Here is an 11,943-nt window from a genome sequence, read left to right on the forward strand (position 1 = left end):
CGGCGCTCAGACGGCGGTTTCGACTGGACGCCCACCGTCTCGGCTGCCTCTCGGCGGATCGCCCACCTCGGCGCGCCGTTCGGGCAGCCGAGCGCGAGACCTCGCTCTCACATGTCATGAGGCACTCAGCGGGCGTTCTGGCGGCGTGCCTAGGCTGGGGACAAATCCGTTGTTCTCCAAGCGAATCGGGGTCAGCATGAGCACCATCACGACGAAGATCGCCGACACGCTGGGCAAGCTGCCGGATCAGACGGCCGCCTTCCTCGCGGACGGTTACATGTTCCAGAGCCGCGTCCGCGAGGCGCGCGGGCGCGACGCCGGCGACGGGCGTCCGCTCGGTCTGCGCATGCTCGGCAAACCAGCCCTCCTCGTGCGCGGGCGCGAAGGCGTCGAGCTGTTCTACGACACGACCCGCATGAAGCGTGACGGCGCGATGCCGCTGCCCATCCGCGGCCCTCTGTTCGGCAAGGGCGCCGTCCACGGCCTCGACGACGACGAGCACCGTCACCGCAAGGCCATGTTCGTGCGCATCGCGTACGACGACGCTCAGGTGCGCCGTCTCATGCCGTACCTCGAGGACGAGATGCGCAAGACGCTGGAGCGCTGGGTCGAGGCACCCGGCACGGTGTACGACGGCAGCGTCATCACATACGGACGGGCCGCGCTGCGCTGGGCCGGCATCCCCGGTGACGACGCCGAGCTCGACGTCTGGGCCGAGCGCCTCGGCCAGATCGTCGACGGGTTCGGCAAGAAGAGCCCCGCCCACGTCGAGGCGTGGCTCAACCGCCGCCGCTGCGACGCGTGGGCCGCCGACCTCGTCGCGCGCACGCGTCGCGGTGAGATCACGCCCGCCGAGGGCACCGCGCTCGCTGAGGTCGCCAAGCAGACCCACCTCGACGGCTCCCTGCTCGACGAGCACACGGCCGGAGTCGAACTGCAGAACGCCACTCGACCGACGATTGCGGTCGCGCGTTTCGCCGCCTTCGCGGCGCGTGCGCTCGTCGAGCATCCCGAGTACCGCGAGCGCATCGCGGGCGAGGTGGTTTCACGTGGAACGTTGCTCGGGAATCCGACGGCCGTCGCGTTCGCGCAGGAGGTGCGTCGCACGTCGCCGTTCGTCCCGATGCTGCCGGCGTTCGCGCGCGACACGTTCGAATGGGGCGGGCAGAAGATCCGCAAGGGCCAGCGCGTGCTCATCGACGTGCTCGGCACGAACACCGACCCCAGCGGCTGGGAGCGCGCAGACAGCTTCGAGCCGGAGCGCTTCCTCGGGGTCGAGGACGCCGAGCAGATCGAGAACTTCATCCCGCAGGGCGGCGGCGACGTCGCGACCGGGCACCGCTGCCCCGGCGAGAAGATCGCCGTGACCGCACTGTCGGTGACGATCTCCGGTCTGTGCACGCCCGGTGTCGAGATCGACCCCAAGGGTCTCGACTTTTCCTGGACGCAGCTGCCCACGATGCCGGGCAACGGCGCCCGGGTGCGCGTCACCCGTCAGGCCTGACAGGACGAGCAGATCCTCCGAATCGGACGCCGGGCCGGGCCGCCGCAGCGCGACTCGGCGCGGCGTTCGGCGTCTTGCCGACGGTGGGGGTTTCGCCGACGCCGGGCGGCAGCCGTCAGCCCCTGGCCGGCTGCGGTGCGCCGGGGTAACGCCAATTGAAGACGACGTTGCCGGAGCCGTCGACGCACTTCGCCGGCGCGGCACCCTGCGTCACCATGATGTCCGGATTGTGCGAGCACGTGTAGGCGTCGACGCGCGCCTCGCTGCCCTTGGCTGACGCGGGCGTCGCCTCGTACTTCTGCATGGCCGAGCGCGCTTCGACGCACGTCACGCCGTGCCGGTCATAGATACGTGAGGACCCCGCGTAGCAGTCCGTGGCGTCGGGCCTCGACATCTTCTCCGGCGGCAACGAGGAGGCGGAGCCGCCCAGGTCGATCGAGGCGCGGCCGATGGGCTTGTCGGCCGAACCGGATGCGGCCGACGGCGCCGACCCGCTCGGCGTCGCGTCGGCGGCGTCACTCTTCGTCGAATCGGTGGCCTTCGACACGGCGTCCTCGACGGCGCCGCACCCGGTCAGCATGACGGTGAGCGCCGCGGCCAGCGCGACGCCTCCCCTGCGCATGTGGTTCATTTTTCTTTCCCTCCCCGTGGCTTGATCGGGAGATATCGTCGCAAAGACTGGCGTACACGGCCAATGTCGCCGTCGGCGTTTCCCCTGCGTTTCACGTGAAACATCGCTCATACTTCGCTGAGAACGCCGTGCCACGACGACCGAAGGAGGCCCCGTGCCTGAGGGCGACACCGTCATGTGGGCTGCGGCGCGCCTCAACCGCGCCCTGCTCGGGCAACGCCTGACGCGCACCGATCTGCGCACGCCGCGGCTCGCGACGGTTGATCTCTCGGGGCGCGAGTGCCTGCCCGTCGTCACGCACGGCAAGCACATGCTGCATCGGCTCGAGGGTGGCGTGACGATCCACTCCCACTTCAAGATGGAGGGCCGCTGGAGCCTGCTGCCAGCCCCGTCGACCCTCCAGGGACGCGCCGCTGCCGGCGCCGAGGCCGACGTCCGACGCGCCGTCACCGCCCACACGACGCGGGCGCTGCTCTACACCCCGCGGACGCTCGCCGTCGGCTCGAAGCTCGGGGTGCTCGACGTCCTCGAGACCGCGCGCGAGTGCGACGTCGTCGGGCACCTCGGGCCCGATCTGCTCGCCGATGACTGGGACGGCGGCGGGCGCGGGCGGGCGCTGGACAACCTGCGCGCACAGCCCGAACGCCCGGTCGGTGAGGCGTTGCTCGACCAGCGGCTCGTCGCCGGTCTCGGCACATTCTGGATCAGCGAGATGCTGTGGGTGCACCGCATCCTGCCGTGGACGCAACTCGCCGCGATGCCGGACGGGGTGCTCGAGGCGGTGCTCGACGACGCGCGACGCCTCATGCTCGTCAGCGGACGCACCGGGGTGCAATCGTCGACGGGTGACGCCCGCGCGGGGCAGGACCGCTACGTCCACGCCCGGTCGGGGATGGCGTGCCTGCGCTGCAACGACACGATCCGCGTCGCGATGGCCGGCGACCCCGGGCGCGAGCGGACCCTGTTCAGCTGCCCGACGTGCCAGGGCGGTCTGGCACCGAACGACGACGGCCGGCCACAGGGCGTGCTGCGCGAGCGCAAGAAGACGGGCAAACGCTACAAGGGATGACGGTGCAACGTGGGGGTGCGGCATCCACCCTCACGGGTCATTGCCGACGGTGCTCGCGCACGGGTAGCGTCCTGAACAAGCCAGTGCTGCACCACTGTTCGCCACATTTTCCGGATCGCCCGACGTGCCAGGAGGCCCGCGATGACCGACAAGAAAACCGATCAGTACACGTTCACCAACCCCGTCACGCAGTACCCCTCGAACAACTTTCCCAAGCAGGAGCTGACGTGGCCCGGGCTCGACGCGAAGCTGACGCCGAAGGCCGATCACGGCGAGGACACCTACCGCGGCACCGGCCGTCTCCAGGGGCGCAAGGCCCTCGTCACGGGGGCAGACTCCGGCATCGGGCGCGCCGTCGCCATCGCCTACGCGCGTGAGGGCGCCGACGTCGCGCTCAGCTACCACCCGCGCGAGGAGAAGGACGCCGCCGAGGTCGCGAAGTTCGTCGAGGACGCCGGGCGTCAGGCCCACCTGCTGCCGGGCGACATCAGCGAGGAGGGGACCGCGCGTCAACTCGTGCGTGACGCCGTCGACAAGCTCGGTGGGCTCGACATCCTCGTCAACAATGCCGGCTTCCAGCAGGCGCAGGCCGACATCGCCGACATCACGAGCGAGCAGTTCGACCAGACGCTCAAGACGAACGTCTACGCAATGTTCTGGATCACTCAGGAGGCGCTGCCGCACATGCCGGCCGGCTCCACCATCATCAACACGACCTCGATCCAGGCCTACGGCCCGAGCGAGCACCTGCTCGACTACGCGACGACGAAGGCCGCGATCAACACGTTCAGCAAGGCTCTGGCTGCGCAGCAGGGGCCGAAGGGCATCCGCGTCAACGCCGTCGCACCGGGCCCGTTCTGGACGCCGCTGCAGGTCTCCGGCGGGCAGTTCCAGGAGAACATCCCCGAGTTCGGCCAGAACACGCCCCTCGGGCGCGCAGGCCAGCCCGCAGAGCTCGCAGGTGCGTACGTATACCTCGCGAGCGCCGAGTCGGGATACGTCTCCGGCGAGACGCTCAACGTCAACGGCGGCATGGTCAGCCCGTGACCGCGGCGGCCCTTCTCTGAGCTCGTTCGTCGCGGCGCCCCCTCACGTCAGGGGGCGCCGCGATGGCGTGAGAACCGCGTCGTTCCGGGGTTGTCGGTGCTCACTCGTACCGTGAAGTCATCGCCGCAGGAGACGGCGACGCGCCGCTCACGAGGTGGCGCGCGACCAGCAACGGGAAGTGGCTCACATGCCTGCACCGAGCGTTGTCCCCCCGCCCGCGCGGCGCGGTTTCGCCGTCGTCGACGTGGAAACGAGCGGGCTCGACCCGCTGCGGCACCGCGTCATCGAGGTGGCGGTGACGCAGCTGACGCCGTCAGGAGGCCTGGAGCGCGAGTGGAGTTCGCTCGTGCGAGCCCGCGGTGGCACCGGGCCCGTCCATATCCACGGGCTGAGCGATGACGACGTGCGCGACGCACCCGGTTTCGCCGACCTCGTCGACGAACTGAGCGAACTGCTCGATGGGCGCATCCTCGTCGCCCACAACGCGGCGTTCGACTGGGCGTTCCTCGCTGCGGAGGCGCGCCGCGCCGGGCGTGAGCTGCCCGTCAGCGAACGCCTGTGCACATGGCATCTCGCGCGGGGGCTCGAGCTACCGACCGACAACCTGCGTCTCGGCACGCTCGCCGAGTACTGGGGCATCCCCGTCGAGAACGCGCACCGCGCAGGTGACGACGTGCGCGTGCTCGTCGAGGTGCTGCGACGCTGTCTCGACGAGGCGGGGCGCCGCGCTGCGCCGCTGCCGCTCGAGGAGTGCGCCGCGCTGCCGCGATGGTGGCGCACGCAGATCCGGTGGCAGCGGTTGCGTCGGCGGCTGCGAAAACGGCGGGCCGGGCGGCGTCGATCGGCGCGCTGACTAGACTCGGGGCATGTCTGACGCTGATCGCGAGGTCGCCCTCGTCGCCTCCGACATGGTGGTGCTCACCCTGCGCGACGACGAACTGCACGTCGCGCTCATCCGGCGGGCCGCCGCGACGGAGCGAGGCAAGTGGGCGCTGCCGGGCGGTTTCATGCGTCGCGGCGAGTCGGCGGAGCAGGCCGCCTATCGCGAGCTGCGTGAAGAGGTCGGCATCGCGGAGCGCGACGTCGTGCTCGAGCAGTTGCGCACGTACACCGAGGTCGAGCGCGACCCGCGGCCGGAACGCGTCATCGGCGTCGCGTGGACGGTGTTCGGCGCGCGCCTTCCCGACCTCGAAGCGGCGTCCGACGCGCTCGAAGCGGTGTGGGTACCGGTCGACGAAGCGCTCGGGATGCCGCTCGCGTTCGACCACCAGCGTATCCTCGCCGACGGCGTCGAACGCGCCCGCTCCAAACTCGAATACACCTCTGTCGCAACGGCTTTCCTCGACGACGAGTTCACGATGTCGCAGCTTCGCCACGTCTACCAAGCCGTGTGGGGCGGCTCGCTCGAACCTGCGAACTTCCACCGCAAGGTGTTGAGCGTCGACGGGTTCGTCGAGGAGACGGGCGACAGCCGCGTCGGGCGCGGGCGCCCCGCCAAGCTCTACCGCCGCGGCAGCGCCCAGACGATCTACCCGCCACTGACCCGCGCGTCGGTGCGCGAGGCGCGGGCGCGCAGCTGATCATGCGCCCGGCGCGGGGCGCAGCTGATCAGTCGCTACGACGCGCGACGAGAACGATGTCGGCCTGGTGGTGGGCACCGGCACCCTCGGTGACGTGGCGCTCCGACTCGAACTGCTCGATCTGCCACCCCTGACCGAGGCGGCCGATCACGTCGGCGATCGTGACGTAGGAGTCCGGGTCGAAGCCGTGCTCGAGCGCGCGATCGCGATCGACGTGTGCGTGGGCCACGACGATCAATGCGCCACGGGGGCGGACGAGGTCGCGAAGCGAGCGCTCGATCGACTGATCTTCGGTGCGCAGTAGAGCGGGATAGAAAACACTGACGAGATCGAGACCTTCGGGCGCCAAGGTCGCGTCGAGCAGCCCCGCGCACACCCACGTAATACGGGAGGCGACGTCATCTCCGCTTACTTCGGCTGCCGCGCGCCCCCGTTCCAGCGCAGGTGCTGCAACGTCGAGGGCCGTCACCTGCCACCCTTGCTCAGCGAGGTGGATGGCGTCAGCGCCCTCACCGCAGCCGACGTCGAGCGCTCGACCCGGGGATAAGTCGGCCAGCTGCTCCGTCAGCACCGCGACGAGCGCGTCGTTCGGGTTGCCTCTCCAGACCTGCTCGCCCTTCTAGACGTCGTGCCAGTTCATGTCATGCCCAGCAGGGCCGCTCGTCGCCGCGTCCGGCGTCGTTTCAGAGTGCATGTCACCATGCTCGCCGCCACTGCGTGATCGGGCAATCTCTACGCGTCTATAAAATGCGCTAGCCACCCTGAGACAACGCCCGCACCGCATGGCCGATGCCTCCCGACGACCTCCGTGTGTGCAAATGGACCCGCGTGCATTTGCACGCACGGAGCAACCGATTCGTCCGCGACAAGACGCAGGTCGTACGGTTTTCTCGATGATCTCGCTGATTCCTGACTACCTCGCGGCGACGCTCGAGGCCTGCCCGCCCGACGCCCATGCCCGGAATGCCGACTACATTCCGGAACTGGCCCGCGTCGACTCGTCACTGTTCGCCCTCGCAATCGCCACCGTCGACGGCATGATCTACAGCGCCGGTGACGCCGAGGCGGAGTTCACCATTCAGTCGGTCAGCAAACCGTTCGTCTACGCGATGGCGATCGAGGATCGCGGCCTCGACGAGGTGCAGCGTCGCATCGGCGTCGAACCGAGCGGTGAGGCGTTCAACGAGATCAGCCTCGAGGCGGGCAGCAAGCGCCCTCTCAACCCCATGATCAACGCCGGCGCCATCACGGCGCACTCTCTCGTCGCCTCCCCCGATGACGACGAGTCGGCGCGCGTGCGACGCATCGTCGCCGGTCTGTCGGCCTTCGCCGGGCGCGAGCTGAGCATCGACAGGACCGTCGCCGAATCGGAATGGCACGACGCGCACCGCAACCTCGCCATCGGGCACATGCTGCGCAGCTACGACATGCTGACGGACGACCCGGACGTCGTCGTCCACGGCTACGTCGAGCAGTGCGCCGTGCGCGTGACGACGCGTGACCTCGCCGTCATGGCGACGACGCTCGCCAACGGCGGCCTCCACCCGGTGACCGGTGAGCAGGTCGTCAGCTCGCGCACGGCCCGCCAGGTGCTGTCCGTCATGCTGAGCTGCGGCATGTACAACGCCGCCGGTGACTGGCTGACGGCCGTCGGCATCCCCGCCAAGAGCGGCGTCGGGGGCGGCATCATCGGCGCGCTGCCCGGGCAGGTGGGGCTCGCGACGTTCTCGCCGCCGCTCGACGAGCACGGCCACTCGGCCCGAGGGGTGCAGGTCTTCGAGCGACTCAGCGAAGACATGGACATGCACCTCATGGACGTCCCGCCGCCTGCCCGCTCGGTCGTCCGACACTCCCACGTCGTTCCGCTCGGGCGAGGTTCGCGCGGCGTCGACGCGCACGTCTACGACCTGCAGGGCGACATCCGGTTCGCCGGCGCGGAGCGCGTCGTCCGGCTCATCAGCGACGAGCCGCCGACGACGAAGACCGTCGTGTTCGACCTCGTCGACGTCCACGCGCTCGACGAGACCGCGGCCCGCATGATCCTCGAGACGGTGCGGCGCCTCGCGGCTGACGGGCATGAGGTCTGGTTCGCCGGCCTCGATGACGCACCCCTCACCCATGGGCGGCTCGACGACGAAGGGTTCGACCTCGGGCGCGGGGTGCACGTGCGCATGGGCCGCGACCTCGACGATGTCGCCGAACAGATCATGAGGGCCTGAACCTCGCCGTTTCACGTGAAACAGGCACGAGGCTGTCGAGCGCTCGTCGTTCGAGGCTGTGCGCGTGTTTGGTGAGGTTCTTGGTAGACCCGACAACTCCCGGCCGCGTGCATGCCGCTGCCGGGCCGTCGCGCCGTCAGACCTAGGGTGGGACGCATGTCCGAAAGCGATGCACGGCCCTTGCCACCAGGCCTCACCCCGGTGAGCCCTCGGCTGACGTCGGCGCGCCTGCTGACGCTCGCCATCGCGGCGGTCGTCGCCGGTGCCGGCGTCGCGGCCACGATGTTCTTCGCGCCACGCTGGGTGACGGTTGCCCTCGCCGTCGCGCTGATCGTCGCCGTCGTGTGGGTGGGCCTCGTCATCGCGCGTCAGGTCAGGCACATCGGGTACGCCACGCGCGACGACGACCTGCTCATCGTCAGGGGCGTCATGTTCCGTACGACGACGGTCGTGCCGTACGGGCGCATGCAGTACGTCGAGGTCTCGAGTGGACCGATCGCGCGGATGTTCGATCTTGCCACGCTCGAACTGCACACCGCGTCCGCGTCTTCCGACGCCACCATCCCCGGCATGCCACGCCACGACGCGGAGGCACTGCGCGATCGTCTCGCGGCGCTCGGCGAAGCGCACCTCGCGGGGTTGTGACGATGGCCGATACCCACACGCCCGACGACTCGGCCGCCACCCCCGGGCCGCCCGACGACACGCTCGCCGACGGAGCATGGCATCGCGTTCACCCGTTGACGCCAGTCATGAAGAGCGGCGCGTTTCTGCTCGTCGTCCTCGGTATCGGCATCTCCCGCGCCGAGGACATGCTGAAGGATGCTCTCAACGGCGCGGCCGGTGGCTCCTCGTCGTCGAGCAATGCCGAGACATACGCGGCGAGCCGCTGGCTCGTCGCGCTCGCCATTCTCGTGGGCGTGCTTGCCGTGCTGCTGCTCGCCAACTGGATCATGTGGCGCAAGAACGAGTTTCGCGTCGACGCCGACAGCTTGCAGGTGCGCAAGGGCGTCGTCGGCAAGGCGCACCGCAAGGCGCGTCTCGATCGCGTGCAGGCCATCGACCTCACCCAGCCGCTACTTCCCCGACTGCTCGGCCTCGCCCAGCTCAAGTTCGACGTCGCGGGCGGCAGCGATTCCAACCTGACGATCGAATACCTGCGGCGTGCCGACGCCGAGAAACTGCGCGCCACGATGCTCGAACGGGTGCGAGTTTCACGTGAAACCTCCCACGAGAGCGACGGTGCGTCACGGACATCCACCAACCTCGGCGCTGGTGGCCAGGAGGCTGCCACCAACCCCGGCGATGCACCCGAGGGCGGGGCGCCCACGACCCGCCAGGCCGCGCGCGTCCGGGAGGACGCCGCCACGGCGAGGGCATCGCGGCCCGGTGCATCGTTGGGAAGTCGACTCGTTCACGGTGTCATCCCGGGCGTCGTCGACGACCTGAGTGGCACGCTCACCGAAGCCCTCGCGCCGTATCGCGTACGAGTCGCAGCGGACGCGGAGGGCGCCATCGTCAGGGTGCCCCCGCACCGCGTCTTCACCGCCCAGGCGCTGACGGGTGGTGCGCTCGTCGCGGAGGCGGGTTTCGTCGTCCTGCTCGTCCTGTTCGGTGTCGGCGTCAGTACGGGGCACGCGTCGGAGGCGTTCTCGATCGCGCTGACGGTGCTGTTCGTCATGTTCGGCGCGGTGAATGCGGCCGTCCGCGCGTTCCTGCGCGACTCGAACTTCTCCGTGGCGCTCACGTCCGACGGGATCGTCGTCACGCACGGCCTCACCTCGACGACGCGTCGCGTCATTCCGGTCGACCGCATCCAGGCCGTCGAACTCACACAACCCGTGCTGTGGCGCCGGTTCGGGTGGTGGCGCGTGCGGATGAACCTCGCGAGTTCCTCCGCCCTCGGTGACGACGCCGACACCATCCTGCTGCCGGTCGGATCCGTCGATGACGCAATGATGCTCATGGGGCTCGTCCTGCCGGAGCCGGGCACGCCGCCGGATGTGACCGGTCGCGACCTCATGCTCGAGGCGATGATGGCGGAGCGCACGACGTCGACATCAGCCGCCGCAGCGATGTTCACCGGGCCCGGCCGGCGAGCGCGGCTGCTCGATCCGTTGTCGTCGCGGCGCGAGGCGTGGGCGCGCACGGCGACGATGACCGTCATCCGCGAGGGCCGCATGAAGCGCCGAGTCGTCTGCGTGCCACATGCGCGGGTGCAGTCGATGGCGCTCGCGCAGGGTCCTCTGCAGCGGTGGCTGGGCTTGGGCACCGTCGAGTTGCATTCGACGAGTGGGCCGACTCGCCCGCGGCTCGTGCATCAGGACGCCGAGGTCGCGCAGCGTTTTCTCTTCGATCACGCCGAGGTGACGCGGCGTGCGCGCGCGGCGCTCGACGCCCCCGACCCGCAGCGGGTCGGCGTCTGACGAGACTGCCCCGCCGGATGCGTCCGGCGGGGCAGTTGTCTCGGGCGAGCGTCGGGTGCGATCAACGATGATCAGGCGTTCTTGCGTAGGCGGTAGACGAGGGTAGATCCGCCGAGAGCGAGCGCGGCCCCTCCGACTGACGAGGCCGCGATGCTGGTCGTGTGGTCGTTCTTCGCGGGGGCCGCGGTCTGCGCGAAGGCGCCGGCAGAGCCTGACTTGAACATCAAGGTCAGGGCTCACAGATCGACCGCCAGCGCCACAGCGCCCACCCAAGCGATTTCAAGGCCGAAAACCCCTCGGAAAACACCAATCCCGGCCTGAGATTTCTCTCAGACCGGGATTCGTGAACTGTAGCCACAGTGATTCGTGAACTACCCCGCGTGCGCGAGGGGGGATTTGAACCCCCACGCCCTTTCGGACACTGGCACCTGAAGCCAGCGCGTCTGCCGTTCCGCCACTCGCGCGAGTGCTCACCTATCATTCCCTACTTTGGGCGAGTTCACCAAATCGGCGCGGCGCCGGTGCCCCGCCACCACGCAACCATCCGCCCTCCCAGGCACGCGGACGCGCGCTGCATCCAGCGCAGGCAAGAGTGCGCCCGTTACGATCAAAACCCCGGCGAACCGTTGGGCGCACGTCCCCGCTCAGGGGTGAGGTACGAGACTGGAGGCACCCATGGGTCTGTTCGACAAGCTCGAGAGCAAACTCGAACAAGGCGTCAACGGCGCTTTCGCGCGCGCGTTCAAGAGCGAGGTCCAGCCCGTCGAGATCGCGTCTGGAATCCGCCGCGCCATGGATGACCGCGCGGCGTCAGTCGGCAAGGGCAAGCGACCCATCGTCCCCAACCTGTTCACGATCGAGTTGTCGCCGACCGACTACGACCGCCTCTCCGAGTGGGGCGAAGAACTCGACGACGAACTCATCGCGAGCGCCCAGGAGCACGCCGACGAGCAGCGCTACATGCCCGGCGGCCCCCTGACGATCGTGCTCACCGAATCCGACGACCTCGAGACGGGCGTCTTCCGCCTACGCCCCGCAACGGCCAAGGCCGCGGATGCCCTCGCCCACCAGCGCAACAACCCGCGCCCGCAGCGCGAGACGCACCACGACGACACGAGCCACGACGCCGCGGCGCAGCCCACGGGCGCGATCCACGACGCCCACCTGGACACCCGCGATGCGTCCGATGCCTACGACGCTCACTCCGGCACGCACGCCGGCGTCGCGGGTGCCAGCGCCGCGAGCGCCGTCGGATCGACGACGTCACCGCACCCGACCGGCCGCACGTTCGGTACGCGCATCAAGGACTACCTGCTCGGCAGCCCGCAGCCCACCACCGACTCGTCGCGCGGCCACGCCGACGGCCCCCCGTCCGCAGCGTCCGAGTACGAGCGCAACGATGAACGCGGCTACCTCGACCGCGAGGCGCACGTCAGCGCCCCGCCAGTACAAGACTCATACGCTGCC

General features: G+C 69.6%; 12 protein-coding genes and 1 tRNA gene. 9 read left to right on the plus strand and 4 right to left on the minus strand.

Features of this window, described 5'->3' with window-relative positions; all coding sequences use genetic code 11:
* The first annotated feature begins 196 nt into the window (after positions 1-196).
* Positions 197-1,504, plus strand: coding sequence for a cytochrome P450 (locus tag AX669_RS03570; RefSeq protein WP_062256658.1), 1,308 nt, complete (start codon positions 197-199; stop codon positions 1,502-1,504).
* A gap of 115 nt (positions 1,505-1,619) precedes the next feature.
* On the opposite strand, the gene AX669_RS03575 is transcribed toward AX669_RS03570, so the two are convergent.
* The gene (locus AX669_RS03575; protein ID WP_062256660.1) at positions 1,620-2,135 is read right to left on the minus strand and encodes a hypothetical protein; all 516 of its coding nucleotides are present in this window, start codon (positions 2,133-2,135) and stop codon (positions 1,620-1,622) included.
* A gap of 154 nt (positions 2,136-2,289) precedes the next feature.
* Between AX669_RS03575 and AX669_RS03580 the strand changes: the two genes are divergently transcribed.
* The 4 genes from AX669_RS03580 to AX669_RS03595 all read left to right on the plus strand — a co-directional run bounded on the left by AX669_RS03580 (position 2,290) and on the right by AX669_RS03595 (position 5,831).
* Complete coding sequence (locus AX669_RS03580) at positions 2,290-3,204, plus strand: DNA-formamidopyrimidine glycosylase family protein (RefSeq protein ID WP_006944653.1); 915 nt, start codon at positions 2,290-2,292, stop codon at positions 3,202-3,204.
* A 141-nt stretch (positions 3,205-3,345) separates the two neighbouring features.
* The gene (locus AX669_RS03585; RefSeq protein WP_006944700.1) at positions 3,346-4,251 is read left to right on the plus strand and encodes a glucose 1-dehydrogenase; all 906 of its coding nucleotides are present in this window, start codon (positions 3,346-3,348) and stop codon (positions 4,249-4,251) included.
* Between the two features lie 187 nt (positions 4,252-4,438).
* Complete coding sequence (locus AX669_RS03590) at positions 4,439-5,104, plus strand: exonuclease domain-containing protein (RefSeq protein ID WP_062256661.1); 666 nt, start codon at positions 4,439-4,441, stop codon at positions 5,102-5,104.
* Between the two features lie 13 nt (positions 5,105-5,117).
* On the plus strand, positions 5,118-5,831 hold the full coding sequence (locus AX669_RS03595; protein WP_062256663.1) for an NUDIX domain-containing protein: 714 nt from the start codon (positions 5,118-5,120) through the stop codon (positions 5,829-5,831).
* Between the two features lie 28 nt (positions 5,832-5,859).
* Here AX669_RS03595 and AX669_RS12935 read toward each other — a convergent pair whose 3' ends face one another.
* Entirely contained in the window at positions 5,860-6,402 is a 543-nt protein-coding gene (locus tag AX669_RS12935) for a bifunctional 2-polyprenyl-6-hydroxyphenol methylase/3-demethylubiquinol 3-O-methyltransferase UbiG (RefSeq protein WP_082740556.1), read from the minus strand.
* Between the two features lie 322 nt (positions 6,403-6,724).
* On the opposite strand from AX669_RS12935, the gene AX669_RS03605 reads away from it, so the two are divergent.
* The 3 genes from AX669_RS03605 to AX669_RS03615 all read left to right on the plus strand — a co-directional run bounded on the left by AX669_RS03605 (position 6,725) and on the right by AX669_RS03615 (position 10,476).
* A complete protein-coding gene (locus tag AX669_RS03605) occupies positions 6,725-8,050 on the plus strand; it encodes a glutaminase (RefSeq protein WP_082740558.1) in 1,326 nt (441 codons plus the stop codon).
* A 156-nt stretch (positions 8,051-8,206) separates the two neighbouring features.
* Positions 8,207-8,695 (plus strand): PH domain-containing protein, encoded by a 489-nt coding sequence (locus AX669_RS03610; RefSeq protein WP_062256667.1) that lies wholly within the window; start codon positions 8,207-8,209, stop codon positions 8,693-8,695.
* A 2-nt stretch (positions 8,696-8,697) separates the two neighbouring features.
* Positions 8,698-10,476, plus strand: a complete 1,779-nt coding sequence (locus AX669_RS03615; RefSeq protein WP_062256668.1) for a PH domain-containing protein — start codon at positions 8,698-8,700, stop codon at positions 10,474-10,476.
* Positions 10,477-10,547: 71 nt separating this feature from the next.
* Here AX669_RS03615 and AX669_RS13250 read toward each other — a convergent pair whose 3' ends face one another.
* Both AX669_RS13250 and AX669_RS03620 read right to left on the minus strand, forming a co-directional pair.
* On the minus strand, positions 10,548-10,700 hold the full coding sequence (locus tag AX669_RS13250; protein ID WP_156444911.1) for a hypothetical protein: 153 nt from the start codon (positions 10,698-10,700) through the stop codon (positions 10,548-10,550).
* 157 nt (positions 10,701-10,857) lie between these two features.
* Positions 10,858-10,940: transfer RNA gene (locus AX669_RS03620), tRNA-Leu, on the minus strand.
* A 211-nt stretch (positions 10,941-11,151) separates the two neighbouring features.
* On the opposite strand from AX669_RS03620, the gene AX669_RS03625 reads away from it, so the two are divergent.
* Positions 11,152-11,943: DUF3662 domain-containing protein (locus AX669_RS03625; protein ID WP_156444912.1), on the plus strand; the 792-nt coding region annotated here is incomplete at its 3' end.

Origin of the sequence: Dermacoccus sp. CCH2-D9 (genome assembly GCF_001556795.1) — a bacterium.
In the GTDB taxonomy this organism is placed as follows: Bacteria; Actinomycetota; Actinomycetes; order Actinomycetales; family Dermatophilaceae; genus Dermacoccus; species Dermacoccus nishinomiyaensis.

Bases quoted from the DNA above. Each gene is read 5' to 3' on its own strand.
- AX669_RS13250 (WP_156444911.1), bottom strand. From the start codon at position 10,700: ATGTTCAAGTCAGGCTCTGCCGGCGCCTTCGCGCAGACCGCGGCCCCC.
- AX669_RS03605 (WP_082740558.1), top strand. From the start codon at position 6,725: ATGATCTCGCTGATTCCTGACTACCTCGCGGCGACGCTCGAGGCCTGC.
- AX669_RS03570 (WP_062256658.1), top strand. From the start codon at position 197: ATGAGCACCATCACGACGAAGATCGCCGACACGCTGGGCAAGCTGCCG.
- AX669_RS03575 (WP_062256660.1), bottom strand. From the start codon at position 2,135: ATGAACCACATGCGCAGGGGAGGCGTCGCGCTGGCCGCGGCGCTCACC.
- AX669_RS03590 (WP_062256661.1), top strand. From the start codon at position 4,439: ATGCCTGCACCGAGCGTTGTCCCCCCGCCCGCGCGGCGCGGTTTCGCC.
- AX669_RS03610 (WP_062256667.1), top strand. From the start codon at position 8,207: ATGTCCGAAAGCGATGCACGGCCCTTGCCACCAGGCCTCACCCCGGTG.
- AX669_RS03585 (WP_006944700.1), top strand. From the start codon at position 3,346: ATGACCGACAAGAAAACCGATCAGTACACGTTCACCAACCCCGTCACG.
- AX669_RS03595 (WP_062256663.1), top strand. From the start codon at position 5,118: ATGTCTGACGCTGATCGCGAGGTCGCCCTCGTCGCCTCCGACATGGTG.
- AX669_RS03615 (WP_062256668.1), top strand. From the start codon at position 8,698: ATGGCCGATACCCACACGCCCGACGACTCGGCCGCCACCCCCGGGCCG.